The following is a 26,591-nucleotide window of genomic DNA, read 5'->3' on the forward strand; positions in this document are numbered from 1 at the left end:
ACGCGATCGTGGTGAGACGCCCTCCCTTACGTCTATTGGCGCAGGCACCTGACGACCTGCCCGTGCTTTCCGCAGCTTTGCAGGACGCCGTCGCACAGCTGGGCGATTTTGCCTATGATTCGAAAGCCCGCCGGTTTACCGCCGTATTCAACCGATTCAGATGGGAAGACGGAAAACGGCTTCAGGGTTGGCGTACGCGTTCGGCCCTAGACATTTCCGGCGTGCTGGAGGTGAAATCAAAGCGGCTGAAACGCGGCGTGGAGAGTGCCGTTGTTTCCTTGCTTTCGCTCGATTTCGAAATGGGCGAGGCGCCGGGCGGAGCTTTGAAACTGGTCTTTTCAGGCGGCGGCGCATTGCGGCTTGATGTAGAGTGTATTGATCTGATACTGGCCGACATATCTGAGCCTTGGCCGGCAAAGTCCCGTCCAGAACACGAGACTGGTGAATGACCGAGTCAGAATATATCGCGGCAATTGATCTCGTTGGCTTGAAATCCGGAGACACAACTGCGGATCGTGAGCGACGGGTCGCAATATCTGATCTTCTTGAATCCAATCAGTTTTCGCCTAATGGCGAGGATTTGGGACCCTATAATGTTCAGCTTTCAATTGATGACGGACGATTGACGATTGATATCCGGACGCAAAAGAACGCCCCGGTCCACGCCTTTATGTTTTCGCTCGGGCCATTCCGGGGCATCTTCAAAGACTACTTTATGATTTGCGAGACGTATCATGAAGCGGTTCGGGATTCGTCACTTTCCCAGATCGAGGCGATCGATATGGGCCGCAGAGGCGTACACAATGAAGGCGCGGAACTGCTGCGCGAACGATTTGCCGGAAAGATCGATGTGGACTTTGAAACCGCGCGCCGGTTGTTTACCTTGATTGGCGCTTTGCATCACCGCGCTGCAGCGTGAATCAACTCAGATTCGGGCTCGACTTATGGCTATCTAAGCGACTATATACCGCGCCGCGTGGCAGGTATAATAAGATCATCTGCGTACAACCGCCAATATGAGGAGCTCATGGCGAAAGAAGAACTGTTGGAATTTCCCGGAGAGGTCACGGAATTGCTTCCAAATGCGACCTTCCGCGTGAAACTCGAAAACGACCACGAGATCATTGCCCACACTGCGGGCAAGATGCGCAAGAATCGCATTCGCGTTCTTGCGGGCGACAAGGTGCTTGTCGAGATGACGCCGTATGATCTGACCAAGGGCCGGATCACCTATCGTTTCAAATAGTCTGTATTGTCTGCTGCCAGCATGACTTCGTCGCAGCGTCTTGTGCTGGCCAGTGCTTCGCCGCGGCGTCTCGAGCTCCTGCGCCGTATTGGTATTGAGCCAGATGAAGTGAGACCCGCGGACATTGACGAAACAGAAATTCCCGGGGAAACGCCGCGACAAGTCGCCGAGCGATTGGCCCGATCAAAAGCAGCGGCAATCGATGCGCCGGATGCTATTGTGCTTGGGTCTGACACGGTTGTGGCGGTCGGGCGCCGAATTTTACCCAAAACAGAATCTGAAGCCGAGGCTAGGAGCTGCCTGACCTTGTTGTCGGGGCGCGGCCATCGCGTGTGGACCGGTGTGTCAGTCCTGGCGCCCGATGGACGGCACAGTTCCCGGGTTGTTGAGACACGGGTGCGGTTCAAACGGCTGTCAGATGATGAGATTTCCGCCTATCTGAGGTCTGGCGAATGGAAGGGCAAAGCGGGTGGTTATGGCATTCAGGGCATGGCCGAGGCCTTTGTCGAGCAGATCGTCGGGTCCTATTCAGGTGTCATGGGTTTGCCCCTGTTTGAAACGGCGAACTTGCTGCGCGGCCTTGGTTACCCCGTGTTGCGGCCATGAAACAGCTCATCGCCGTTGAAGACTGGGTTGGAGAAACCCGGGCCGCCATCATCGAAGACGGCCAGATAGTTGAGCTTCATGTTGAGCGGTGGAGCGAACTCGGCCAGCGGGCGTTTGCGGGGGAACGCTATCGTGGACGGGTCCGGAAAATCGACGGTGGGTTAAACGCGGCATTTGTGGATCTTGGCCGCGGCGAACCGGGCTTTCTACCTTTTGGTAAGTCAGGGCGGCCCGAAGGCCTGCACGAAGGCGCAGCCATTGGTGTGCGCGTTGTGCGTGAAGCCTTTGCAGAGAAAGGCCCGACCTTGGCGCGTCTTTCCGAGGCAGGCGAGGGCTCGACCCCCGCATTGCTGGATGAAGGCACCAATCTGGCAGAACGATTGCTCCATCGGTATCCGGATGCCGATGTCGTATGGGCGGATGAAGCGGGACTCGATATCGCGCCAGCGATTGAAACGGCGTTGTCAGCAGACATTGCGGTGCCTGGCGGGGGCCGATTGTCGATCGAGCCTACCCGCGCATTGACGGCGATTGATATTGACAGTGCCGGACGCAAAGTGAATGCGGGCCGCAAACTCGCGCTTGACCAGAATCTGGCCGCCATGCCGGAAATTGCCCGCCAGATCCGATTGCGCGGGATTGGCGGGAATATCGTCATCGACTGCCTGCATTTGCGGTCGCAGCCCGATCGTAGGGCTGTTGAGGGCTCCTTGAAGCGGGCTTTGAAGCGCGACCCCGCGCGGATTGATGTTCTGTCGATTTCCAGATTTGGTTTGCTGGAATTGGTCCGGCAGCGGACAGGCCGGTCACTCGCCGAGCTTCTTAACGCAGGTGAACGATCCATGAGCACGGAAACATTGGCCCTGGCGGCCCTACGTCGCTTGCAAATCGAGGCAACAAACCAACGTGCGTCAAAACTCAATTTGACAACAGGGAAGGCGGTCTACGAATGGCTGGACTTGGAATCGGTTAACTGGCGCGAGGCGATGACAGATCGCATAGGGCCAAGATATCAACTGTCCTTGAACGAGGCCGCGGATCGAGATTTCGTTGAGGTATCAAAGGTATGAGCGTAAAGACCGCCTGTCCTATCTGTAAGAAGCCAACCGAGAAAAAATGGCGGCCGTTTTGCTCAAAGCGGTGTGCAGATGCAGATCTGGGGCATTGGTTGGCGGATGACTATGCCATCCCCGGCGAACCGGCGGTTCAAGACACTCGAGAGCCGTCTGCAGAAGATTAGTCCCAAGGCGCAACAGGGCGTGGACAGGTTATAATCGCGCGCTTATAACCCCGCCTCTCCAACGGTTCTGATCTGTCAGAACAAACAGGCGCCCAGGTAGCTCAGTTGGTAGAGCAGCGGATTGAAAATCCGCGTGTCGGCAGTTCAATTCTGTCCCTGGGCACCATTACCCAACCAATACACCATCAGTCGCGGCAATGCGCCAGCGACATGATTTTGTAGGCCAGCTTGGCGGCGATGAAATTGGGGCCGTGAAAGCCCTCAATCGGGGCGAGCTCGTTCACATCCGCGCCAACGAATTTGCCGACCTTTGTGGCCGCTTCCAGCACGGGGATGACATCATCCCAGAACAGGCCGCCGGGCTCTGGCGTGCCGGTGGCTGGCATCAGGCTGGCATCCAGCCCATCCACATCAAATGTGACATAGATCGGGCGATCTTTCAGTGGCGCGATAATTTCATCGAGTGACCAGTTGCGCTTGTCTTTCGCCCAATGGATGTGCACCCGGTGGCGGTTGGCCTCAAGGAAGGGAATTTCTTCCTTCGAGATATTGCGAATACCGAGCGACACGACTTCCAGATCCGGCGCATCCAGACAGCGGCGGATGGCGGCGGCATGTGAATAATGCTCGCCCTCATACCCGTCGCGCAAATCCGCATGAGCATCAAAATGCAACAGGATGAGATCAGGATAGCGTTCAAGGAAGGGCCGGATCGCGCCAGGCGTGATGGAATGCTCGCCGCCAAGCACGATCGGGAAGGCACCTTCCTTCAGCGCTTCATCCGTTAGGCTGGCCAGCATGTCCAGCGCGGGTTCGACCTTTGCGGGGATGGATGGCTCGACGAGCGTTTCAACCCGGAAGGCCTCCACCGGCTCACGCCACAGCGTTTCATCAAACAGCTCGACCTCATGCGAGGCCGCAATCATCGCCGCCGGGCCTTTTGAGGTGCCGCCGCCGAAGGTGACACTGGCTTCCAGACCAAAAGGGATCACCCGCACCAGCGGCGCATCCGCCGGTGCGAGTTGTTCCTCAAGGCCCAGAAAGCCGTCCTCTAGTGAAAGACGATCCGTCATCTTACTTCGCGCCATATTTCGCGTCGTCAAACAGCTTGGCCCAGCGCTTGGGCTTGCGGGCTTTCCACGCTTCGCGATGGTAGGCGTCCGAGGCAATAAGCGGCATCACCGTGGTCGCTTCGGCATAGACCATTTGTTCCAGCACGGTGGAGACCTTGCCCCAGGAGCACGCTTCTTTAAGCGTGGAGGATGAGCACGCTCCATCTCGCACATCGGCGACGGTGATCTGCACGGCATATTTGTGCATTTCCACATCGTCATGGCCGAGGATTTCGGCACATACCACGGTGTCTTGCGCAAAGTTTTTCGGCACGCCGCCCCCAATCATCAACAGGCCGGTTGCGCCCGCTTCAATTTTGATATCGGTCAATTCGCGGAAGTCCGCGACGCTGTCGATAGACAGATAGGGCTGCTTGGCTTTGATGCGGTCGACCTGATGGCGGACCAGGCCAAAACCAGCGGAAGAATCCGAGAAGGCCGGACAGAAAATCGGCACATCGTGCTCGTAAGCCAGCTTGACGAGGCTGTTGTCTTTCTTGCCATTTTCGGTCAACCAGCGGCCCATTTCGCGAATAAACTCACGCGACGACATTGGGCGCGCAGGCAGGCTGTCGGCGATATCGCCAATCGTGTGGTCGACGCGCTGGAGGTCATCTTCATCGATATAGGTGTCGTAAATGCGGTCGATCCGCATTTCACGCAGCTGCTCGTCAGCATCCACTTCGCGCGCCTGATAGTGCTTGAAGCCCATGCCTTCAAAGAAGTCCATGTCGACAATGGAGGCCCCGGTGGAGACGATCACATCGACCATGCCGAGGCGCACCATTTCCGCATACGCATCCATGCAGCCACCCGCCGACGTCGAGCCGGCGAGGGTGAGGATCACCGTGCAATCAGTGTCTTCCAGCATAGAGTTATAAATGTCTGCGGCGCGCGCAATATCGCGCGAGGAAAACGACATGTGATCCATCGCGGCAATGATCGGCCGGGCATCAAAAGAGGTGATGTCAATATGTTCGACCGGGCGCGACAAAAGCGCCGCTTTGCGGTTGTTTTTCTGGTCCGTCATTTCGGGACTCCGTTATTCGAGGTTAGCGGCCAAATTGTCCAAGGCAGACGCTGAGCGCGTTGTCTTCCGCATAGGCCGTCATCATGGGCGCGTCGGTCACCTGAAACTCGTCATAATGACCAAAGCCGTTAAAGCGGGTTGCCATCGCCGCGCCATAAGCGCCGAGCATGCCAATCTCCACATAATCACCAGTGGCGATAGTAGAGGGCAGCGCAAACGGGCCGGGAATGTAATCATAATCATCACAGGTCGGGCCGAAGAACTCGAACGCGGCTGAACCATTCGGGCGGGCGGATGTCATCGCGCGAACCGGATAGGGCCAGCCGAGCGTTTTGGCATCATAGAGCGCGCCGTAAGCCCCATCATTGAGATAAAGGCGATTATCGCGCCGGGCCTCCACCCGCAACACCAGCGAGGACGCTTCCGCACATAGCGACCGGCCAGGCTCGCACCACAGCTCGGCATTTTCAGCCACCAGCATGCGCTCGAAACGCGCTTCTATGGCGGCGACATAGGTGCCCAAGGGCGGGGCGATCATGCCCGGATAAGGCGCAGGGAAGCCGCCACCGACATTGACAATGTCGACAATCACACCGGCTTTGACGATCACGCGCTCGGCCACATCCAGCGCATTCAGATAAGCCGCAGGCGACATGGCCTGGCTGCCGACATGAAAGCAAACACCCAGATTTTCCGCGACCTGACGGGCACGTGCCAACAGGGCCGGCGTTTCGGCTTCCGACGCGCCAAATTTCGACGATAGCGAGATTTTCGAGAACGAGCTGGAGACCGCGAGGCGAATGCAAAGCGTCAGATCATCCGCGCCATTCGTGGCAGCGACGATTTTTTCGAGCTCGTCAGTTGTATCCAGCGAGAAGGTTCGGATGCCGAGCTTGAAATAGGCTTCGGCAATGGCTTCCGGAGATTTGACCGGATGCATGAAACCCATCATTGCCTGTGGCGCCAGAGCCCGCACGCGGCGAGCTTCGTCGAGAGAGGCGACATCAAAACCCAGACCGGCGTCGCGGACGATTTTAATCATCCACGGCGAGGGGTTCGCTTTAACAGCGAAAAGGGGTTTTCCGGGAAACCGTTGAGCAAACCAGGTCGCCGCACGCTTGGCCGCTTCGGGGCGAAGACAAAAAGCCGGCTGAACAGGCCGGGCAGACTCGGTTACGTGGACCGCGCTTTGATAATGAGCCACCTCATGGGACCTCCAGTTAAAGGCCGCTTCCACTCTGTCGGCTCGCCGCCGGGGTCATGGGAAGAGACGCGTTCAACAAAAGACGCCAGCCCCACAAGGCATTCCTCGGACTTGGCGAGCGGTCAAATAGAGGCGGTTGTAGGGAATGTAAAGCGGTTTTCGAAAAAAAATGATGCGCCGGTTTCTAGCGTTCGCTACCGCGTGCCGCGAGGAGCAAAATAACCAACATCATGAAGGTAAAAATACCAGATATAACAAGCGTTTCTGCGGAAGCGCCGACAGCCTCCATTTGGCTGCTGGCAGCACCATCCATCCCATTGTCTTCGGAAGACAGGCTGCGCGTTGTCACGACCGGATCGGGCGGTCCGAATACCGCAACGCTGATCCGGTCCACCTGAAAACCGAACCAGTTGAAAACATTCATCGCAAAATCGGGCAGGGCACGCAGCCACTGGTCCACAGGAACTCCAAAGCGCTCCAACAGATCCAGCCCACCAGTCACAAATCCGAAAAGAGATCCCAGCGTGATTAAAAAGCGAAACATGTCAGACCTCCCTTTCGGCTTACTCGAACTTTGCCGGGTGAGTGTTCAACTAGCAAGCTGAACACCGGCTGACCTGGTTCTGCGGTGATTGTTCAAGGGGCGCCTAGCCCGCGGCATCATAGGCCCGCTTCACGATTGAGAAAATATCGTCGTCCACTTCATCAACAGCATGCAGCGCCACTACGTATTGGCACATTCCGCCCGGTTTCAGGGCTTTCATTAGCTTGTGTTCGGCGTCTTCCTTCAGGTTTATTCCCAGCTCGAACCGGTCTTTCGTCTTGGGGCCGAGCATGGCAAACTGCTTCTTGCGCCTCAGAGATAGGTAACCTTTCTTGGGCGCAATTTCGAAATCACCAAATTCGTCAATTCTCTTCATCAGCACATCGTGGATCGGACGCTGATGAGCTTTAGTACCGGTATAAATGTCATCCAAAGGATCGCTGGAAGCGGGCGGTGCCGGCTGGGCAGATTGGCGGGCGATATGAACCAGTGTATTTGCGTCACCATGCCCGAGCCCAAGGGTTTCTTTGACCCATTTGACCATTTCGCCATGTTTCGCCAGGCCCTGAGCCAGCACAAGCTTGCCTAATTCGTCCCGCGTTTTTCCGGTTTTGGTTTCGATGTTTGTCAGCTGGGTTTCCAGCGCTTTGTCCACGGCACTCATGATCATCTCCCTTATCCCGGCTTGAACCCTAACGCTGAAGGCTTGGAATCCCGAAACGATTTGTTCGGTATCGGTGTCTGTTGCATTGAATTGACCCTGTCGGGGAAACGCCCTCTATTTAGCTCGCGCGGGGCGGGCTGATGCTGTTCAATTCATTCGAATTTCTGTTTCTGTTTCTGCCTGCCACGCTGGCCGTCTATTATGTCTTACGCCGTTGGGTGGCCCACAACGCAGCCTTGGTGGCGCTGACGATTGCCTCCTTCATCTTTTACGCTTGGTGGGACATCCGCTATTTGCCGCTCTTGCTGGGCTCGATCATCGTCAATCATATCCTTGGATTGGTGATCGAACGGCGCGGCGCGCAGCCTTGGCTTGCTGTCGGGATAACACTCAATTTGGCCAGTATTGGCCTCTTCAAATATGCCGATTTTTTTATCGGGAATATCAATGCAGTAGCCGGCACGGAGATGCCGTTGCCAGGTTTCGCTCTGCCACTGGCGATTTCCTTTTTTACCTTCCAGCAAATCAGCTTCCTGGTGGATGTCGCGCGCCGGGAAACAAAACCCGCAGGCTGGCTAGGCCATGGTCTGTTCGTCTCTTTCTTTCCGCAACTGATTGCCGGGCCGATCGTCCGGCACAATCAGATTGCGCCGCAATATGAGGACAAGGATCGCAAGGACGATTGGGCCGAGAATATCGGTGTTGGCCTCTCAATTTTCACGATCGGCATTTCCAAGAAAGTGCTGCTCGCCGACAATTTTGAGCCTTACTCGTCTAGCGCCTTTGAAGCGGTTGCGCGAGGCGATGAGGTGGGCTTGTTGGAAGCCTGGACCGGTGCGCTGTGTTACGCCTTCCAGATCTTCTTTGATTTTTCTGGCTATTCCGACATGGCCATTGGTTTGGCGCGAATGTTCGGTTTTCGCTTGCCGATCAACTTCAATGCGCCTTACCGGGCACGTTCCATAATCGACTTCTGGCGCCGTTGGCACATCACCTTGTCGCAATTTCTGCGGGATTATCTCTACATACCGCTGGGTGGAAGCCGGCGGGGTGCGGCGCGAACCGGCATCAATCTCGCGATTGTCATGCTGCTGGGTGGTCTCTGGCACGGCGCGGCCTGGACCTTCGTCATTTGGGGGGCTCTGCACGGCTTGGCGCTGGCCTGGTGTAATTGGTTGAACCGGGTTCGCCCCAATGGGCTCTTACCATCTGCACCCTGGGTCTCGATCGTGTGTACCTTTCTGTTTGTCGTTGTGGCCTGGGTCTTCTTCCGCGCAACGTCCTTTGATGCGGCGTTTGAAATGCTGGAAGGCATGGCGGGCTTCAATGGGATTGGTCCCGGCGTAAATGATGAGCCCTTCATCGCGATTGCCATCGGATTGGCGATTGTCTGGGGATTGCCGGATACGGCCTCAATCTTCATCAAGTGGTTTGACGATATGACCTTGAAAACAGCAGGTCTGGTACCCCAGAAAGGCTTGCGGTTCACCTTGCGTCCCTGGATATCGGGAACGCTGGCCTTCCTGCTTTTCTTTTCGATCGTAAACGCCTGGAATACTGCGGAGTTTATCTATTACAACTTCTAAGTCCAAACCGAAGCTGACCCTGAAAGGGTTTGCCATCCGCCTGTTTGCCACCCTGGCGGCGTGGTTGCTCCTGTTTGGCGGATTTACGTTCGTGGTGGATCCCTATCACGTGTCCGAATGGAGCGAGATACCCGGCGTCAACGAACGCCGCACGCGCGCCCATGCAGACGGATATCGCGTCAGAGTCGGGCACGGATTGATCGAAACGCAGGCCTCGACCGTCGTCTTTGGCTCGTCGCGTTCACATGATGGCTTCCCGCATGAAAATCCCGACTGGCCGGGTGGATATGCGAATATGGCGATGGGCGGAACGAATGCGTTCGAACTGGCCAATGCTGCGGTTCTGGCGGCCGGCAATCCCAATATCGAATGCGCTGTTATCGGACTCGATCTGCGCGAGTTTGGCGATTACCCGCGCGCCGATGCGACCTACTGGATTACGCCCCTGGCGGGGGGCTCGCCGCTGCAGGCTCATATCCAGACCTCCTTATCTCTGGATGCCTTTGTGCGTGCCCTTCAAACAGTGATCGACAACGTCACGGGCGGGGCTGACGTGGACTGGGAAACCGCATATGCGCCCGAATTCTCGCGCGAGCGCTTCGATACCGAGCTGGAGAAGCGTTATCGCAGCTATCTCGGTTTTGTTTACGATCCCGAGCGCCCGGAATTCCTGTTCCGCGGCATTGATGCGCTACTCGCGAGGGGAGTTCAGGTCCGGGTGTTTATTCACCCAATTCATTCTCGCATCGAAGAGGCGCGCTGGCGCGCCGGGATTGATGTCGAGGATCTTCAGCTGCGCCGGGATCTGGCGCGTCTGGCCGCAGATCGCGATCCGCGCCCATCCCGCGCGCCTTGCTTTCCGGGGGAGGCGCTGGAGGTCTGGGACTTTGCTGGTTTTGCGCCCGTCGCGCAAAGTGGTCCGCCGTCGCATTCCGGCGATGTCTTGAACCCGTGGTATTTCGAGCCTTCGCATTACCGGCCGGATCTGGGTCTTGCTATTCTAGCGCGCCTGAGTGGCGAGGATCTCGATGCGCCGGTCGCGGCTGATCAGTTTGGCGTGCGGATTACCCCGGAAACGCTGGACGAACACTGGGCCAACATTACCGCCCGCCGAACGGAATGGCTCGCAAATGATGAATGGGCGCAGTGGGTCACCGCAGAATACGACCGCATGGAAGCGGATCCACCGCCTATTGAAGAGCGCCCGCACATCTTCCTCAATCGCGATGATTTCATCTCGCTTGAACGCCGCGTCTCCCGTATAGAGGCGCAATCCCAAGCATCCCTGAACGAAAGAGATCCGGAATGAAGGCTGTCATCTGCAAGGACTTTGCCCCCTACCAAAATCTGAGTGTTGAAGAGGTTGAGGACCCGAAGGCCGGCCCTGGTCAGGTTATCGTGGATATAAAGGCGGCTGGCGTGAACTTCCCGGATATCCTGCTCGTTGAAGGCAAGTATCAGATGAAGCCGCCGCTACCTTTTATTCCAGGCGGCGAAGTTGCTGGCGTCGTTGAAACCGTGGGTGAAGGCGTTGCCGGATTCAAACCCGGCGACCGCGTGGTGGCCGCAACCTTGTTGGACGGTTTCGCCGAAAAAGCCGCTGTAGCGGCATCTCAAGTGGCTCCCATCCCGGATGTGATGCCATTTGAGGAAGCCGCAGCTCTGATCACCACCTATGCGACGACCATTCATGCGCTCAAACAGCGCGCTGAATTGAAAGACGGAGAAACCCTCGTTGTGCTCGGCGCGGGCGGAGGCGTCGGGACAGCCGCCTGCCAGCTCGGCAAAGCCTATGGCGCGCGCGTGATTGCGTGCGCTCGCGGTGAAGAAAAACTGGCAACTGCCAAGCAGGCCGGCGCGGATGAGCTGGTCGATTATGACGCGGAGGATCTCAAAGCCCGCTTGAAAGAGCTGACCAGCGGCAAGGGTGCAGATGTCGTTTACGATGCGGTCGGCGGAGCGTATTCCGAGCCCGCGATGCGCGCGCTGGGCTGGGGCGGCCGCTTTTTGGTCATCGGATTTGCGGCCGGTGACATTCCCAAAATGCCGTTGAATCTGGCCCTGTTGAATAGCCGCGATATCCGCGGTGTTTTCTGGGGTGCCTGGGCGGGACAATTTCCCAAGGAAAACGGGGCCAACATGGCCGAACTGTTCGAGCTGTATGTCGCCGGCAAGATAAAACCCATGGTGTCCGCCAGCTATCCGCTCGAGGACGTCACTAAGGCGTTCGATGATCTCATGGCGCGCCGCGTTAAGGGGAAGGTCGTTCTGACGGCCTAGAAGCTCTCGTTTTTCAAGCGGTTGCGATAATGGAGGATCTCTCCCTTATCGCGCCGGATCTGATCTTCCAGCCCCCGGTCGATGCCGCTGGTGTGAAAGCGGGCCCATTCACTCGCATACATTTTCCGTTCGACCAGGGACGCCGGGTCTGCACAGACGTGAAAAATGTAGAAGTAGGGGATCACCAGAAACCAGATCGCGCCCGCAGCCGCCAGTGTTGCGGCTTCAGCGATTTCGTCATCGAGCACAAACGCTGTTGTTGTAAACCCGATGAAAAACAACACCAGAATGACAAATCCGCCCCATTTATAGAGGTCGGTATTGCGCCGCACCTGAAACAGAATATTCCGGATGCCATGTTCGTTCAGGAAAGAACGCCAGATCATCCAGTGATAACAAAGCATCCAGTCAACCGCTGAATTGATAACATCCTCTTCCTTCGTCTTTTCTTTCTCAGCATTGGCAGCCTCTTTCAAGGCATCAGCACGGATAGTGTTGATCCGGTTCAACCGCGTCTCGATATAGCCGTTGAAATTCTGAGCATTCCGGATCTGCTGGTTCTTGTAGCTCACATAATAAGAGAACATTGCAAACCCGAATCCGAGCACCGGCCCCGCCAGGCTGATCAGGATGGTTTGATCCTGAAAAATGGCGAGGCCCGCAAAACCTGTTGTGTCCAGCGCCAGATTCAGGAAGGCGGCAAAGAAAGGCGCAAAACCAAGGCCGAAAGCCAACGGCAACAGCCAGAGAAAATAGGTCGCCGTATTCTGATTAGTGGTGTGCCGCATCTTCGTGAGCGTCTGCACATAATAGCGGTCTTCTTCATCGATAAGGCGAAATTTTTCATCTACGTCATTCGATACCGTATCTTCTTCTGCGCTTTCAGCCGTTGCGATGGCGATGACCGATGCCGTTTCCTGATTTCCGTAGATTGACTCGATATATCCGCCCTCTGACTCCTCGTAGAAGACAGTGTTCTGTCCGAACAAATTTACTTCATGACCGAAAAAATTGCGGGCCTTTGCAGCGTAGGCGCTGGCGGCTTCCTGATCGACATCGGCGGCTCGAAGGGCCACGATTTGCGGTCGCAGGAAGCTTTTGAAAAAGACGGATTTCTCTACATCGCGGCTGGTCTCCGCTGCCTCACCGAAGGGCCGCCTATCCGGACTGTCGCTGGCTTTCACCGCGCCGGCTTGTGTGGCGCGCTTTCCTGCCGCGGCGATACCGCCTCTTGAACGGCCGAAAAAGCGCATAATTTGCCGGAACACGATCACTCTCCCTTTCTTGCATTCACCATAATGCGCTGATCCGGCGCAGATTGTAATCGGGATTCCCGTTACAGGAGTCCTGGCCCTGCACGGGGAGGAAGGAATCGCTTGCGGCTGCCGCCGCTTTGGCCAACTCTGCTTGTGGGAGGACAGTAATATGATCATCAGGATTTCCGGCGTTTGCGCGCTATTGCTTGCAGCGGCAACTTTCGCTGATGACGAGGCCCGCTGGGCCATCGTTGTCCATGGCGGGGCGGGCGTGATTGAACGCGACTCCATGACCGAAGAACGCGAGGCGGCCTATCGCGGTGCGCTCGATCAGGCGCTGGAGACCGGCGGCATGATCCTGACTGAAGGCGGTGAAGCGATGGACGCGGTCGAGGCGGTGATCCGGGCCATGGAAGATGATCCGCTGTTTAATGCCGGGCGCGGCGCGGTCTTTACGTCCGAAGGCACAAATGAGCTGGATGCGTCTATTATGGACGGCGCCACCTTGAACGCCGGTGCGGTGGCCGGGGTCACCGGAATTCGCCATCCGATCACGGCTGCTAGAGCCGTCATGGAAGAAAGCGGTCATGTCATGTTGACGGGGGGAGGTGCCGAGGCCTTTGCGCGCGAGCAGGACCTGGAATTCGTGGATCCGGCCTTCTTTTTCACCGAGCGCCGTTGGCAATCGATGGAACGCGCCGTGGGACGGTTGGGTCTGCCCCTGCCGCCGCGCCCGGAGGGTGCCCCTGAGCCCGAGGAAATTCAGGAGGGCCATCTCGACCTGCTGGAGCGGGAACATCGCTTCGGCACGGTCGGCGTTGTCGCGCTGGATCAGAACGGCAATATCGTTGCGGGCACGTCGACCGGTGGCACCACCGCCAAGCGCTGGGGCAGGGTAGGGGACAGCCCCGTGATCGGGGCGGGAACCTATGCCACGGACAATTGCGGCGTCTCCGCGACCGGGACCGGGGAGTATTTCATCCGGCTGAACGTCGCCGCCCGGATTTGCCATGAGATGGAGGTGATGGACCGGGGCGCCGAAGAACGCCCCTTCGCAGCGCAGGACGCCGCCGACATGGTGATTCAGGGCGCTCTGACGGACCTGGGCGGCGATGGAGGTGTGATCGTCTTGTCGATCAGCGGTGAGACAGCCTGGAGTTTCAATACGCCAGGCATGTATCGCGCTTCATGGGGGTCTGATCAGGAGCGCGTAATCGGCATTTATGGCGATGAAGAGTGATGCTCGCGCGATCAGGCTGGGCTGTGTCTATGCGCTAGCCGTTTTCGGGGTGGGCTTTGTATTAGGCGCGTTGCGGACGCTGCTGATTGCGCCACGAACGGGAGACTTGGCCGCCGTCCTGATCGAACTGCCAGTCATTCTGGGCGTATCCTGGCTCGTGTTCGGGCTGTTGGCCCGGAGCGAAACGCCCCTCTCAGTGGCAGCAAGAACGCATACCGGTCTCATCGCCTTCCTCGTGCTGATGGCACTGGAAATCGGGCTTTCTGCTTTCATAGCTGACGGCGGGGTGAGGGGCTTTTTCGGCAGCTGGCGCACCTTGCCGTTTGCCATTGGCATGGCCGGCCAGGCCGCCTTCGCGCTCATTCCGCTTGTCCATCCAGCCGCGCGAAATTGACCGCTAGCATTTAGTTTCATTTGTAACTAAATTGGTTGGGAAGCTTTCGTCAGGAGACCCATCATGGGCAATCGCAAATGGATTTATGCCTCCCGCGTTGAAGGCAACGCCTCCCGCCAGGCGCATGCGGATCTGCCGGAAGGCACGTTCGAGCGTGAGATGTCCAAGGAAGGTTTTTTCGGACCCGCGGCCTTCTTCCACCATCAAAATCCGCCCACAGGCTGGGTAAAGTTTGAAGGCCCGCTGCAACCGAGGGCGTTTGATCTGGCCCGGCTGAATGCGGCTGAACACTCGCCCTGGGCGTCACGCTCTGTCCTCCATAACAAGGCAACCGACATCCGCTTCTGGAAGCTGGCCCAGCCGATGACGTCTCTGGCGAGGAATGGCGACGGCGATCAGTTGCTGTTTATCCATGAGGGTGAGGCCAACCTCTTCTGTGACTTCGGCCATCTGGAAGTCCGGCGGGGCGATTATGTCTATCTGCCGCGCGGCACGATGTGGCGCTTGTCCCCGTCCGAGCCGCTTTCAATCCTGATGATTGAAGCGACGAATACGCATTACACGCTCCCCGATCGTGGACTTGCAGGCCCGCATGCTGTGTTCGATCCGGCCATTCTGGATGCGCCGAAAGTCGACGAGGTTTTCAGGACCCAACAGGCCGACGAAAATCATGAATGGGTGGTCGAGGTTAAAAAACGCGGCGTGGTCAGCCGCATTACCTATCCCTTCAATCCTCTGGATGCCGTGGGCTGGCATGGCGAACTCGCGCCGGTCCGTTTGAATGTGAAAGATATTCGTCCGCTATTAAGTGATCGCTATCACTTGCCGCCGAGTGCCCATACCACCTTCCTGTCGGACCGCTTTGTGGTTTGCACTTTTGCGCCGCGGCCGTTTGAAACAGATCCCGGCGCGCTGAAAGTGCCTTTTTTCCACAATAATGACGATTATGACGAAGTGCTATTTTATCATGCCGGCGATTTCTTCAGCCGGGACAATATCGATGCGGGTATGATGACCTTCCACCCGGCTGGCTTCACCCATGGACCGCATCCCAAAGCGCTGAAAAACATGCTGGTGCAGACCAAGAGGGCGACCAACGAATATGCGGTGATGATCGATACACGCGATCCGCTTGAAGTCGGTGATGACGTCGCCAGCGTTGAGAACCGCGACTATGTGAATTCCTGGAAGACGACAGAGTCGGCTGAATAGCCATATTGCGATCGGGGCTTTTTCGATAGATCGTTTCCCTTTGCTGATACGGGGAGACGGTACGTGCCCAAACGCTCCATGCCAGTTGATCTGTCCGACGGTTTCCTCCGGTTCCGGCAGGACTTTTTCCAACGCGAGCATGATCTCTACGAGGAGTTGGCAGATAAGGGCCAGCATCCGCATACGCTGGTGATCGCGTGTTCAGACAGCCGCGCGGACCCCGCGCAGGTTTTTGCCAGCCACCCCGGTGAAATCTTCGTTGTCCGGAATGTTGCCAATCTGGTGCCCGAATGCGAACCGGGGGGGCACAGCCAGGGCGTTTCCGCGGCCATCGAATACGCTGTCACGGCTCTGGAAGTGCCGAACATTCTGATCCTGGGGCACAAGCAGTGCGGAGGTGTCGCCGCGCGCGTGCAAGCCGAGCCTGACCCCAAGTCGCTGTTTCTCGCCCAATGGATAGAGCCCATTGCCGAAGCCATTGAGGACGCGAAAGCCGCCTTGGGCGCAGACGCGGATATGATGGCTCTGACGGATCAGACCGAGCTTTGCTCCATACAGCGCTCCATGCAGCGGCTGTTAACCTATCCGTTCATCGCGGAACGCGTGGAGGCGGGCACGTTGAAAATACATGGCGCGCGTTTCGGCATTTCCGATGGCGAGTTGGAGTGGCTCACGATCGAAGGCGATTTTGCACCGGTCGAACATCCGGACTGATACATGCCGGGCTTGCTGCGGGGCGGGTGGCTTGCTAACGCGAGCCAAGCGGCAGGGGGATGTCTGTCTTGGGGTTTTTAGATCTCGCGCTGAATAATCTGATTTCACCACCGATCCTGTTTTTTGCATTGGGTCTGGCGGCGGCGCTTGTGCGTTCGGACCTGAATGTGCCAGAGGCTGTGGCCAAGGCGCTGTCGATCTATCTGATTATGGCAATTGGCTTTAAGGGTGGAGTGGAAATGGCTACCGCCAGTCTCACAGAAGCCGCGCTGGCGATCGGGGCGGGCATATTGCTGTCCTTTGCCATCCCCTTCATCAGCTACGGTCTCTTGCGCACAACCAGCCGCACAGGCCGTATCGATGCAGCGGCGATTGCCGCTCACTACGGTTCCATCTCGATCGTTACGTTTATTGCCGCGACAGATGCCGGGCTCGCCATGGGGCTCGCCGCCGCCGGTTTCATGGTCGCCGTCGCAGCCGCGATGGAGGCACCAGCGATATTCTCGGGCCTGATGTTGGCGGGCAAGCAGGAAGGACAATCGCGGGGCGATCTCATCCGCGAGGTTGCAACCAATGGCTCGATCCTTCTTCTGGTCGGCGCCTTTCTGATCGGATGGGCGACGGGAACTGACGGGCAGGCGGTTGTCGCGCCGTTTTTCGACGAAATATTCCGCGGCGTGTTGTGCCTTTTCCTGCTGGATATGGGACTGGTGGCAGGCCGTGGCTTGCTGCGGCAAGCCGGGGAGTTACGGATTCCGGTGATCATTCACGGCCTGTATATGCCAATCATCGGAGCCGCCCTCGGTCTGGGAACGGCGGCGCTGTTGGGGCTTGATGCTGGTACCGGCGCTCTGTTGATGACCTTGTCGGCAAGTGCGTCCTACATCGCCGTGCCGGCTGCCATGCGCCTGGCCCTGCCGCAGGCCAAGCCGGCGATTTCGCTCACGCTTTCGCTTGGCGTAACCTTCCCGTTCAATTTAATTTTCGGCATTCCGCTGTATTATGCGGCTTCAACGGCTGTACTAGGGTGATCCATGGAAACGACCGCAAAGAAACGGCTCGAAATCGTCATTGAATCTCCCATGGTGGATCGGCTTTGCCGGGAACTCGATAAGCTAAAGGTCAAAGGCTACACGGTGATGCCCGCCGTCTCAGGACGAGGCCGGAATTCAAACTGGTCCCGCCGCGGCGAAATCAGCGATACACAACGCATGTATGTTCTGTTTGCCGTGCTGGACGAGAGCGATCTTTCGCCTGTTCTGGACAAGGTCTATGATCTGGTGTCGCACCAGATCGGCATTGTCACCATTTCAGACGTCAAAGTTATTCGGGCAGAACACTTCTAGCACCTGCGGGCTGACCCTTGCGCTGTGTGACGCGCACGTTAGACAAGCGCCCAACAGGTCCACCCCGGAGGTCTCTCATGAAACTTGCTTCGCTTCGTAATGGTCATCCAGACGGTCAGCTGGTCGTCGTTTCAAGAGATCTGACCCGTTATGCCGAGGCTGGGGACATAGCGCCGAACCTGCAAACCGCACTCGACAACTGGGCCGATGCGGAACCGAAACTGCAGGCGCTGTCAGACGCGGTCAATGACGGCTCAGCGAACACCGAAGCCTTTGATCCGGCCAAAGCGCTCTCGCCTCTGCCACGCAGCTATCAATGGGCGGATGGCTCTGCCTATGTGAACCATGTGGAGCTCGTTCGCAAAGCCCGCGGGGCGGAAATGCCGGAAACCTTCTGGACGGATCCGCTCATGTATCAAGGCGGCTCGGATGCCTTTCTGGCTCCTCAGGAAGACATCCCGCTGGCCGATGACAGCTGGGGCTGTGACTTTGAGGGCGAAGTTGCCGTGATCACCGGCAACGGCCCGATCGGGATTGGCGCAGATGCGGCGGCCGAGCAGATCCGCCTCCTTATGATTGTAAATGACGTGTCCTTACGCGGTTTGATCCCGGGCGAATTGGCGAAAGGGTTTGGCTTTTTCCAGTCCAAACCGCAAACGGCATTCTCTCCCGTTGCGGTCACGCCCGATGAACTTGGAGCCGCCTGGGATGGCCGGAAGCTTAGCCTGCCATTGGTCAGCCATCTGAATGGCGACAAATTTGGCGAGCCGGACTGTGGCACGGATATGACGTTCGATTTCGGCGAGCTGGTGGCGCATCTGGCCAAGACCCGGCCGCTAACTGCGGGTACGATTGTAGGTTCGGGTACGATCTCAAACAAGCTGGACGACGGCCCCGGTAAACCGGTCTCGGAGGGCGGTAAGGGGTATTCCTGTATTGCTGAAATCCGCATGATCGAAACAATTTATGACGGCGCCCCGAAAACACCTTTCATGACACCGGGTGATACCATACGTATTGAAATGTTTGACAAAAACGGCGACAGCATTTTCGGCGCGATTGATCAGAAAGTGGTGCGACATTCCGCCTAGTTCGGCTTGATGTCAGACATTTTCAGTCGGTAGCGTTCTCCGTCAAAAAGTTCAAACATTTCCCCGGTTTGAGGGTGTTTTACAGGGCCACCTTGCGCATCCGGAAGCAAGTTCTGCTCTGAGACATAAGCCGTGTAGAAGCTGTCCTCGTTTTCGGCCAGCACGTGATAGAAGGGCTGGTCCTTGCGCGGACGAATAGCCTCGGGGATGGCCTGCCACCACTCTTCGGTGTTAGCAAACTCCGGATCGACGTCGAAAATGACGCCGCGAAACGGAAACATGCGGTGGCGCACCACGTCTCCGATTCCAAATTGGGCGTCGCGTTCAACCGTCATGATCCTTCGTCCTTTTCCGCTCTTTTCGTACCTAGCCGGTTTTGCTTGATGCTGGCCATCTTCTCCGTATGCTGGAAAACGAAGGCAAAGATCAGGCCGAAACGCGGCAACCTCCCCTTGCGGGAAGAACTGCGCGAGACGGCTGGAGGTAGGAATAAAATGGCGCAGGACAAGCCTGCAGCCGGACAATCGCGATTCCCCGGCAAGAAAACGGGGAAACGAAGACGCGCGGGGCCGGGGCCGGCCTTTGCCGCGATTGATCTGGGCACCAATAATTGCCGAATGCTGGTGGCGCGCCGTGCCGGGCGCAGCTTTCGCATTATTGATGCTTTTTCCCGAATTGTGCGCCTCGGTGGCGGGCTGACCGAGACGGGCAAGCTCAATTCCGAAGCCATGGACCGCGTCGTTGAAGCCCTTGGCGTGTGCGCCGAAAAGATGGAACGGCGAGGCGTTGTGAAATATCGCGCCGTCGCGACGCAGGCCTGCCGGCTGGCAGAAAATGGCGACGAATTGATGTCCCGCATCAAGGCCAAGACCGATCTGGACTTCGACATCATCACGCCGGAAGAAGAAGCCCGGTTGGCCGTTTTGGGTTGCCTTGACCTGATGGACGAAAAATATGAAGTCGCGCTGGTTGTCGACATTGGCGGCGGCTCGACCGAGCTGTCCTGGGTGGATCTGGCACAATGGCGTGAACGCGGCGGATTTGAAAACGGGGGACGTCCGCCGGTCCGGACGTGGGCCAGCGCGCCGGTTGGTGTCGTGACGCTGTCGGAACGCATTCCAGAGGTCGAACACGGCGAAAACTGGTATTCGGAAATGAAGAAATTCGCCCATTCCGCCATCAAGACGCCGCGCGGCGCGCGCAAGCTGCGGCATGTTTTTGAGGCCGGAAAGGCCCACATGATTGGCACGTCGGGCACGATCACTTCGGTGGCGGGTGTGCATATGCAGCTGCCGCGATATGAGCGCTCCATTGTGGATGGCAGCTGGATGACAGCCGAGGAGGCGAGGGCCGCCTGCCAGGATCTGGCGTCGAAAGATATTGAGGGCCGCGCCGCCAATCCGGTGATCGGCCGGGACCGGGCCGATCTGGTGCTGGCGGGATGTGCCATTCTGGAAGTCGTCATGGATAAATGGCCGGTCGAGAATATCCGTGTCGGGGATAGAGGGTTGCGCGAAGGTTTGCTGCTCAACCTGATGCGCCGCCCGAAACGCCGCCGCAGAGGTGGCCGCCGGCCCGGCGGAAACAATGAGAAGGCCGCCGAATGAGCGACGAAGAAAACCCGCCCGAAGAACGCAGACGCCGCCGCCGGTCCGGCCCGGTCAAGAAGGGGGGCGATGCGCGTGCGGCCAAATCTCTGCACGAAAAGGTCAAATCCGCGCGCGGCCGCAAACTGTCCTCGACCCGCTGGCTCGAGCGGCAATTGAATGATCCTTATGTGCAGATGGCCCGACAGGAAGGCTATCGCTCCCGCGCCGCGTTCAAATTGCTGGAGTTGGATGAGCGCTTCAATCTGCTGAAGAAAGGCGACCGTGTGGTCGATCTGGGCGCGGCCCCCGGCGGCTGGGTTCAGGTTGCGCTGAAACGCGGGGCCTCGCATGTGGTGGGCGTGGATCTGCTCGAGATCGACCCGATCGAGAACGCCATTTTGATGCAGCTGGATTTCACGGAAGACGATGCGCCAGACAAGGTCAAAGAGGCGCTGGGCGGTCCGGCAGATGCGGTGCTGTCGGATCTGGCACCGTGGACAACCGGGCATAAGGCGACGGATCATTTGCGCATTGTGGCGCTGGTGGAACTGGCTGCCGACTTTGCGTTGGAGACATTGAAGCCCGGCGGCGTGTTTATCGCCAAAGTGTTTCAGGGCGGCACCGAAGATGATCTGTTGGCGAAATTGAAGCCGAAATTCAAAACCATCCGCCATGCCAAACCGCCCTCCAGCCGGTCTGACAGCGCAGAAACCTTTTTGATTGCAAAGGGTTTCAAGGGTTGATTCGCGTTTTACGGAAACGTGGATAACGTCTCCTACGATTGAGCTTTCATCTCCTACGACTACGACGACTACGATGGCCGCGAGCACCGGAAAAGCGGTCAGGGCGGAGATCAAAAGGTCTGTGGCCATGCCGGTATTCTAGGGGCGATGGAATGTGTGGGGATTGACTAACCTGGAATACGTCATCCCGGATGCCGTGAAGCGGCAGTCCGTGACACATGCCGCACTGTGGAGGTTCCAGCATGGGTTCCGGGCTCGCGCTTTCGGCCCGCCCCGGAATGACGCGGATAAAGATCAACTCCCCAATCGATCAATTGAGCCAAAACCCCTCGACCACTCTGCCGCGCAATCTTAAGGTCAGGGGCCGAGCGGGAGGGGAATCGCGCCATGGGGCTGGTCGCCACCTATTTTGACGAGATTTCAGAGGTCTATGCCAGTGGCGTGGCGCGAGAGCACGCCTATCGCCCGGCGTTGGAGCGCCTCTTCAATGCCCTGCATGACGAGGTTCAGGCCATCAATGAGCCGCGCCGCACCGAAGTCGGCGCGCCTGATTTCATTTTCTACGACAGGAATGGCGTGGCGGTCGGGGTCTGCGAAGCCAAGGACATCGATAAAGGGCTGGAAACGCTTAAGGATTATTCGATTGAGCAAAAGCAGCGCTATCTGAAGGGCTTCCCCAACCTCCTCTACACCAACTCGCTGGATTTCGAGTTCTATCGTGATGGCGCACTGATCCGGAAGATCAGCATTGGCGACATTCTGATGGGGCTTCAGCCCAAGCCTGAGGCCTTCGATGAATTAGAGGCCCAGCTGCGGGATTTTGTCACCGAAACCCCGCGCACGATCACGCATTCCAAGCAATTGGCCGAGTTCATGGCGGCCAAGGCGGCCATCATCAAGGATGTGATGGGCCGGGCGCTTGTCAAGGATCTGGAAGGCGAGGGCAGCGAGCTGACGGCGCAGTATGACGCCTTCAAGGAACATCTGATCCACGATATTTCGGTCGCCGATTTCGCCGACATTTACGCCGAAACCATCGCTTACGGCATGTTTGCCGCCCGTCTGCACGACCCGACGCTGGATACGTTCAGCCGCGAAGAAGCGTTGACGCTGCTGCCAAAATCGAACCCGTTTCTGCGCAGCCTGTTTGGCTATATCGCGGGTCAGGAGCTGGATGACCGCATTGCCTGGATCATTGATGATCTGGCCAAGATATTCCTGGCCACGAATTTGCGCGAGATCATGGCCGATTTCGGCAAGCTGACCGCCCAGAACGACCCCTTCCTGCATTTCTATGAAACCTTCCTGTCGGCCTATAACCCGAAAAAACGCAAGGCGAGGGGCGTCTGGTATACGCCTGAACCTGTGGTCAATTTCATCGTCCGCGCGGTCGATGAGGTTTTGCAAACAGAATTCGGCCTGGCCGACGGGCTGGCCGATACCTCAAAAATCCAGATTGAGGTTGAAACCGGCCAGACGGCGATGACGGCCAAGGGCAAGCTGCGAAAGGATGGAAAAAGCTCGACCACAACGCAGGAGGTTCACCGCGTTCAGATTCTGGACCCGGCCACGGGCACGGGCACCTTCCTGGCAGAAGTGATCAAGCTGATTGCCGGACGGGTGAAGGGCGTCGCACCCGGCATGTGGTCCAGCTATATAGAAAAAGAGCTGATCCCGCGCCTGCACGGGTTTGAATTGCTCATGGCGTCCTATGCCATGTGCCATCTGAAGATCGACATGATCCTGTCAGAGCTGGGCTATCGCCCGTCTGACGCCCCACCGCGCCTGTCGGTCTGGCTCACCAATTCCCTGGAAGAAGGCGAACCGGCGGATCAGACGCTGCCCTTTGCCCGCTGGCTGTCGAATGAAACCAAGGGCGCCAACGAGGTCAAACGCGACAAGCCCATCATGTGCGTGATTGGCAACCCGCCTTATAGTATTCAGTCAGGAAACCTGACCAAAGAACAGATTAAGCTGGTCGACAAATACAGATTCGTTGGAGGAGAAAAAATAAAAGAAAAAGGAATGCTACAATTCGAAAAGAATATAAACAATGACTATATAAAATTCATATCACTAGCAGAAAATTTCGTTTCAAAAAACGAGATTGGTGTACTCGGCTTCATTACCAGCCACGGGTTTCTAAAAAGCGCTTCGTTTCGTGGGCTAAGAAGCCATCTGCTGAATACGTTTGATCGTATCTGGATTTTGGATCTCCACGGAAATAGCGAGGTTCGCGAAGTTCCTCCCAAAAATGTTAGTGACGCTAATGTTTTTGATATTAAACAAGGTGTTGCGATAACGATTGCCTTCAAGGGCCGAGAACGGACCAAGTCGATTGGAAAGATTTACTACTCTGAAATTTGGGGCTCCCGTCAATACAAGTATGATCGCCTTGCTACCGCTGCTTTGACCAGTTTGGACTGGGTGGACTGCAAAGCGTCTGCTCAGAACTATACATTCCATCCTTCGGGCGAGGCATTCGAAGCATACCAAAAGGAGTACCCGAGCCTAGCGGAGATTATGCCGGTCTATTCATCTGGAGTAATTACAGCTCGCGATAAATTTAGCATTTCGGAGAGACGCGAAACACTTGTAGAACGCGCCAAACTTTTCGCGGAGAGTAAGAATCTTTCAGATTCGGAGTTGTGCGATGTCCTAGGAATTTCCCAGAAAAAAGGCTGGGACGTTTCAAAAGCGAGAGAGCGGCTCGCTAGCGAAAGCGACTATGGAAAGCTGATCCGTAACATAAGTTACCGTCCGTTCGATGACCGTAAAATACTATTCCATGACAGCGTTGTTTGGACGACAGCCAAAGTCACTATGAGCCATCTGGACAGGCCAGATAACATCGCTTTGATTTCTGCTCGAAGCGAGAAGTCTGGAACTTGCAGTCATTTCTTCGTATCCAGAAAACTAGTGGAAACGAAGTGCGGTGAGCGCACAACGCAAAGCGCCATATTTCCCTTGTATTTGTTTCCAGAAAATGAGGGGATGGACTTAAAGCGAACGAATTTTGATAAGAATTTTGAAGAGCGTGTAAAGGCTACCGCACTAGACGGACACAATACCGAACCTAATGAAGTCGATATCTTCGATTACATCTATGGCGTGTTGCACAGCCCGGACTATCGCGAGACTTTCAAAGAGTTTTTGAAGATCGATTTTCCGCGCGTGCCGTATCCCGCCTCTCCGGACGTCTTCTGGCATGTGGCAGAGAAGGGCGGGGAACTGCGCCGCCTGCACTTGATGGAAGACGCCGCCATTGGCGATACGCCTTACCCGTTTGAGGGCGAGGGCGATAACATCGTCGCCAAGCCGGTCTTCACGGAAACAAAAGACGGTGCAGGCCACGTCTGGATCAATGATGATCAGTGTTTTGTGGATATCCCGGCGCTGGCCTGGGACTTTTTCATTGGCGGCTATCAACCCGCGCAGAAATGGCTGAAAGACCGCAAGGGCCGGGCGCTCGAATTTGCCGATATCAAGCATTATCAAAAGATCATCAAAATCCTGACCGAAACCGACCGGATCATGAAAGAGATCAAATTACCGATTGAGGTGGATGCCAAGTGACCCGCGAAGACGCCATTGCCATTTTTGACCGGGTGATTGCGCAGATCCCGGAGATCGAGCGCAAGGGCAAGACCATGCCCTACACCTCGGACAATGGGCATATGTTCTCGCAGGTGAACAAGGACGGCGAGCTGGGCATTCGCTTGCCCTCTGACGCCGGGAAGGCCTTTATGGCCGAACATAACGCTGGGCCGTTCCTGTCCTATGGCGCGAAGATGAAAGACTATGTCTGTATCCCCGAACCGCTGATGAGCGATGAAGCCTTGCTGATCGACCTGATGAAACAGGGGCAGGCCTATGTCATGAGCCTGCCGGGGAAGTAGCGCTTTCGCCCTTTGCCTGAAGCCGAAGCAATATGTTTCGTCAGGATGACGTCGGCAAGAAACCCGCGCCTTCGGTCCGCCCCTGGAATGACGCGTGTTATTCGGTGAGTTCGAACCACAAATCCCGCCAGTCAGGGTTGGTGGCTTAAATCAGATTAATTTTCCACTGACGCCGCCATTTTTTGATAGATTTTTCTCGCATGATGGCATCAGCAATCATGTCATAGATTTCATACCAAACCAGGCGTTTGCATCCATACTTGGCCGCGAATTTACTGCCGCGACCTTCCCGGTGCGCCAGGATTCGCGCGCCGAGATTGTCGGTCACTCCACAATAGAGCGTGCCGCGCTTTTGACTGGCAACGATATATACAGCGATGGTTCCGTACCGGCTGACCATCTGATCAATCTAAAATAAGCATTATGTTTCGTCATCCCGGATGCCGTGGAGCGTCAGTCCGGGACCCATGCCGGACCGTCGACATTTCAGCAAGGGTTCCGGGCTCGCGCTATCAGCGCGCCCCGGAATGACGAGTCTCGCATTCGCCTTTCTACCGAGGTGCGCCCCCTTGACCCTTCGGTAAACACTGTTCACTTATAACTGGGTGAGCCGGAGGTTGGGCCATGCCCGATACACAGCACATTCCTGATGCACCGCCGCAGAGCGCGAGTGAGACCGGCGGCTTTCCGCCTGCTTATCCCATTCGCCCGCTGAAAGCCTGGCGCGAATTTATGGGTCTGGTACGCAATCGCGAAGATACGCGTCATGTGTTCGGCTTTTTCGAAGCCGTGAACGGCCGCTCTTATGAGCAATTCTACACCCGCTTTGCCGCCTCCGAATACGGCCAGTCTATCATTGCGGACCCAAAACAGATCGGCCGTATTCTGCTGGATCGCGAGACGCTGGAAAGTCACGGGCCGGGCACGTTTGCAGCCGCCTATCTGCATTATCTCGATACCGAAAACCTGCAGCCGGAAGGCGTTTACGAGGCCAATTGGGATCAGGCGCCCGAGCGCATGCGCAAGCTGCGCGATGAGTGGCCGAACCTTTACGCCATGACCTATATGATGAATCTCACGCATGATCTCTATCATGTGCTGACGGGGTATGGCCGCGATCCGCTGGGCGAGGCGCTCTTGCTTTTGTTCTCGGGCATTCAAACCGGTGGGCGTGGCCCGATCTGGCTGGGCCGCATGGCGGGATTGCGCATTCGTCAGGAAATCCCGTCCTGGCCGGTCGGCCGCATGATGGCGGAAGCCAAGAAGCTGGCGAAAGAGGCCGCTCATTTCCCCACGACAGATTTAACCGCACTGCTGCCGCTGCCGCTGGACGCGGCGCGCGCGCAGTTAAGCATCGGCACCCCTACGCTTTACAAAGAGATCATTGCCACATGGGATGGCGATATGCCCGTGGCGGTGAAGGGTTAACCCAACAGCCGTCATCCCGGAAAGGCGTCAGCCTAGTCCGGGACCCATTCCGTGTCGCTTGGGTTTCAGCATGGGTTCCGGGCTCACACTTTGTGCGCCCCGGAATGACGACATAGAGGTGCCCCGCATTGACGCGGAATAAACTTCCCCCCTTGCGCCCGGACTGA

Annotated in this window: 29 protein-coding genes and 1 tRNA gene; 22 read left to right on the forward strand and 8 right to left on the reverse strand. The window is 57.0% G+C overall.

The window, feature by feature from the left end; translation table 11 throughout:
- The first annotated feature begins 8 nt into the window (after positions 1-8).
- The 7 genes from ACO079_RS01450 (at position 9) to ACO079_RS01480 (ending at position 3,258) form a co-directional block, all read left to right on the forward strand.
- Entirely contained in the window at positions 9-449 is a 441-nt protein-coding gene (locus ACO079_RS01450; protein WP_421791261.1) for a DUF2948 family protein, read from the forward strand.
- Positions 446-919, forward strand: a complete 474-nt coding sequence (locus tag ACO079_RS01455; protein WP_421791262.1) for a UPF0262 family protein — start codon at positions 446-448, stop codon at positions 917-919. Before ACO079_RS01450 ends, ACO079_RS01455 begins: the two co-directional genes overlap by 4 nt.
- A 108-nt stretch (positions 920-1,027) precedes the next feature.
- Positions 1,028-1,246 (forward strand): translation initiation factor IF-1, encoded by a 219-nt coding sequence (infA, locus tag ACO079_RS01460; protein WP_019961978.1) that lies wholly within the window; start codon positions 1,028-1,030, stop codon positions 1,244-1,246.
- A 21-nt stretch (positions 1,247-1,267) separates the two neighbouring features.
- A complete protein-coding gene (locus ACO079_RS01465) occupies positions 1,268-1,852 on the forward strand; it encodes a Maf family protein (RefSeq protein ID WP_421791263.1) in 585 nt (194 codons plus the stop codon).
- Complete coding sequence (locus ACO079_RS01470; protein ID WP_421791265.1) at positions 1,849-2,922, forward strand: ribonuclease E/G; 1,074 nt, start codon at positions 1,849-1,851, stop codon at positions 2,920-2,922. Before ACO079_RS01465 ends, ACO079_RS01470 begins: the two co-directional genes overlap by 4 nt.
- Positions 2,919-3,092: a DNA gyrase inhibitor YacG gene (locus ACO079_RS01475; protein WP_421791267.1), complete on the forward strand. Its 174-nt coding sequence runs from the start codon at positions 2,919-2,921 to the stop codon at positions 3,090-3,092. Before ACO079_RS01470 ends, ACO079_RS01475 begins: the two co-directional genes overlap by 4 nt.
- Before the next feature lie 90 nt (positions 3,093-3,182).
- Positions 3,183-3,258, forward strand: a tRNA-Phe gene (locus ACO079_RS01480).
- Positions 3,259-3,277: 19 nt separating this feature from the next.
- On the opposite strand, the gene speB is transcribed toward ACO079_RS01480, so the two are convergent.
- From speB to ACO079_RS01505, 5 genes are all read right to left on the reverse strand, one after another.
- On the reverse strand, positions 3,278-4,165 hold the full coding sequence (gene speB, locus ACO079_RS01485) for an agmatinase (RefSeq protein WP_421791268.1): 888 nt from the start codon (positions 4,163-4,165) through the stop codon (positions 3,278-3,280).
- A gap of 1 nt (position 4,166) precedes the next feature.
- Positions 4,167-5,234: a 1,9-bis(guanidino)-5-aza-nonane synthase gene (locus ACO079_RS01490; RefSeq protein WP_421791270.1), complete on the reverse strand. Its 1,068-nt coding sequence runs from the start codon at positions 5,232-5,234 to the stop codon at positions 4,167-4,169.
- 22 nt (positions 5,235-5,256) lie between these two features.
- Positions 5,257-6,471, reverse strand: a complete 1,215-nt coding sequence (locus tag ACO079_RS01495; protein ID WP_421791271.1) for a type III PLP-dependent enzyme — start codon at positions 6,469-6,471, stop codon at positions 5,257-5,259.
- Positions 6,472-6,622: 151 nt separating this feature from the next.
- On the reverse strand, positions 6,623-6,982 hold the full coding sequence (locus ACO079_RS01500) for a hypothetical protein (RefSeq protein WP_421791273.1): 360 nt from the start codon (positions 6,980-6,982) through the stop codon (positions 6,623-6,625).
- A 103-nt stretch (positions 6,983-7,085) separates the two neighbouring features.
- On the reverse strand, positions 7,086-7,646 hold the full coding sequence (locus ACO079_RS01505; RefSeq protein ID WP_421791274.1) for a DUF5655 domain-containing protein: 561 nt from the start codon (positions 7,644-7,646) through the stop codon (positions 7,086-7,088).
- Between the two features lie 140 nt (positions 7,647-7,786).
- On the opposite strand from ACO079_RS01505, the gene ACO079_RS01510 reads away from it, so the two are divergent.
- The 3 genes from ACO079_RS01510 to ACO079_RS01520 all read left to right on the forward strand — a co-directional run bounded on the left by ACO079_RS01510 (position 7,787) and on the right by ACO079_RS01520 (position 11,512).
- Complete coding sequence (locus ACO079_RS01510) at positions 7,787-9,232, forward strand: MBOAT family O-acyltransferase (RefSeq protein WP_421791275.1); 1,446 nt, start codon at positions 7,787-7,789, stop codon at positions 9,230-9,232.
- Positions 9,233-9,296: 64 nt separating this feature from the next.
- The gene (locus ACO079_RS01515) at positions 9,297-10,541 is read left to right on the forward strand and encodes a hypothetical protein (protein WP_421791276.1); all 1,245 of its coding nucleotides are present in this window, start codon (positions 9,297-9,299) and stop codon (positions 10,539-10,541) included.
- Entirely contained in the window at positions 10,538-11,512 is a 975-nt protein-coding gene (locus tag ACO079_RS01520; RefSeq protein ID WP_421791277.1) for an NADPH:quinone oxidoreductase family protein, read from the forward strand. The genes ACO079_RS01515 and ACO079_RS01520 overlap by 4 nt, the downstream gene beginning before the upstream one ends.
- Here the strand turns inward: ACO079_RS01520 and ACO079_RS01525 are convergent.
- Positions 11,509-12,780: a hypothetical protein gene (locus ACO079_RS01525; protein ID WP_421791278.1), complete on the reverse strand. Its 1,272-nt coding sequence runs from the start codon at positions 12,778-12,780 to the stop codon at positions 11,509-11,511. The genes ACO079_RS01520 and ACO079_RS01525 overlap by 4 nt on opposite strands.
- Before the next feature lie 157 nt (positions 12,781-12,937).
- Here ACO079_RS01525 and ACO079_RS01530 point away from each other — a divergent pair, with 157 nt between their 5' ends.
- The 7 genes from ACO079_RS01530 (at position 12,938) to ACO079_RS01560 (ending at position 18,765) form a co-directional block, all read left to right on the forward strand.
- Positions 12,938-14,008 (forward strand): isoaspartyl peptidase/L-asparaginase family protein, encoded by a 1,071-nt coding sequence (locus ACO079_RS01530; protein WP_421791279.1) that lies wholly within the window; start codon positions 12,938-12,940, stop codon positions 14,006-14,008.
- Complete coding sequence (locus ACO079_RS01535; protein WP_421791280.1) at positions 13,998-14,402, forward strand: hypothetical protein; 405 nt, start codon at positions 13,998-14,000, stop codon at positions 14,400-14,402. The genes ACO079_RS01530 and ACO079_RS01535 overlap by 11 nt, the downstream gene beginning before the upstream one ends.
- 63 nt (positions 14,403-14,465) lie before the next feature.
- On the forward strand, positions 14,466-15,614 hold the full coding sequence (locus ACO079_RS01540; protein ID WP_421791282.1) for a homogentisate 1,2-dioxygenase: 1,149 nt from the start codon (positions 14,466-14,468) through the stop codon (positions 15,612-15,614).
- A gap of 63 nt (positions 15,615-15,677) precedes the next feature.
- On the forward strand, positions 15,678-16,328 hold the full coding sequence (locus tag ACO079_RS01545; RefSeq protein WP_421791284.1) for a carbonic anhydrase: 651 nt from the start codon (positions 15,678-15,680) through the stop codon (positions 16,326-16,328).
- Between the two features lie 59 nt (positions 16,329-16,387).
- Positions 16,388-17,359 (forward strand): sodium-dependent bicarbonate transport family permease, encoded by a 972-nt coding sequence (locus ACO079_RS01550; RefSeq protein ID WP_421791286.1) that lies wholly within the window; start codon positions 16,388-16,390, stop codon positions 17,357-17,359.
- Between the two features lie 3 nt (positions 17,360-17,362).
- Entirely contained in the window at positions 17,363-17,674 is a 312-nt protein-coding gene (locus ACO079_RS01555) for a DUF190 domain-containing protein (RefSeq protein WP_421791287.1), read from the forward strand.
- Between the two features lie 77 nt (positions 17,675-17,751).
- Positions 17,752-18,765 carry a fumarylacetoacetate hydrolase family protein gene (locus ACO079_RS01560; protein ID WP_421791289.1) on the forward strand — a complete coding sequence of 338 codons (1,014 nt, stop codon included), beginning with the start codon at positions 17,752-17,754 and terminating at the stop codon, positions 18,763-18,765.
- On the opposite strand, the gene hspQ is transcribed toward ACO079_RS01560, so the two are convergent.
- Positions 18,762-19,100 carry a heat shock protein HspQ gene (gene hspQ / locus ACO079_RS01565; protein ID WP_421791291.1) on the reverse strand — a complete coding sequence of 113 codons (339 nt, stop codon included), beginning with the start codon at positions 19,098-19,100 and terminating at the stop codon, positions 18,762-18,764. The two genes, ACO079_RS01560 and hspQ, sit on opposite strands and share 4 nt — an antisense overlap.
- Before the next feature lie 159 nt (positions 19,101-19,259).
- On the opposite strand from hspQ, the gene ACO079_RS01570 reads away from it, so the two are divergent.
- From ACO079_RS01570 to ACO079_RS01585, 4 genes are all read left to right on the forward strand, one after another.
- Positions 19,260-20,372, forward strand: a complete 1,113-nt coding sequence (locus tag ACO079_RS01570) for a Ppx/GppA phosphatase family protein (protein WP_421791293.1) — start codon at positions 19,260-19,262, stop codon at positions 20,370-20,372.
- On the forward strand, positions 20,369-21,097 hold the full coding sequence (locus ACO079_RS01575; protein WP_421791294.1) for an RlmE family RNA methyltransferase: 729 nt from the start codon (positions 20,369-20,371) through the stop codon (positions 21,095-21,097). The genes ACO079_RS01570 and ACO079_RS01575 overlap by 4 nt, the downstream gene beginning before the upstream one ends.
- Positions 21,098-21,484: 387 nt before the next feature.
- Positions 21,485-24,673 carry a type ISP restriction/modification enzyme gene (locus tag ACO079_RS01580; protein ID WP_421791295.1) on the forward strand — a complete coding sequence of 1,063 codons (3,189 nt, stop codon included), beginning with the start codon at positions 21,485-21,487 and terminating at the stop codon, positions 24,671-24,673.
- A complete protein-coding gene (locus tag ACO079_RS01585) occupies positions 24,670-24,996 on the forward strand; it encodes a hypothetical protein (RefSeq protein ID WP_421791296.1) in 327 nt (108 codons plus the stop codon). The genes ACO079_RS01580 and ACO079_RS01585 overlap by 4 nt, the downstream gene beginning before the upstream one ends.
- A 145-nt stretch (positions 24,997-25,141) precedes the next feature.
- On the opposite strand, the gene ACO079_RS01590 is transcribed toward ACO079_RS01585, so the two are convergent.
- Positions 25,142-25,396 carry a GIY-YIG nuclease family protein gene (locus ACO079_RS01590; protein ID WP_421791298.1) on the reverse strand — a complete coding sequence of 85 codons (255 nt, stop codon included), beginning with the start codon at positions 25,394-25,396 and terminating at the stop codon, positions 25,142-25,144.
- Between the two features lie 224 nt (positions 25,397-25,620).
- Between ACO079_RS01590 and ACO079_RS01595 the strand changes: the two genes are divergently transcribed.
- The gene (locus ACO079_RS01595) at positions 25,621-26,424 is read left to right on the forward strand and encodes a Coq4 family protein (protein WP_421791300.1); all 804 of its coding nucleotides are present in this window, start codon (positions 25,621-25,623) and stop codon (positions 26,422-26,424) included.
- Positions 26,425-26,591: the final 167 nt, after the last annotated feature.

The sequence above is a fragment of the Hyphobacterium sp. genome (assembly GCF_965228115.1).
GTDB lineage: Bacteria > Pseudomonadota > Alphaproteobacteria > Caulobacterales > Maricaulaceae > Hyphobacterium.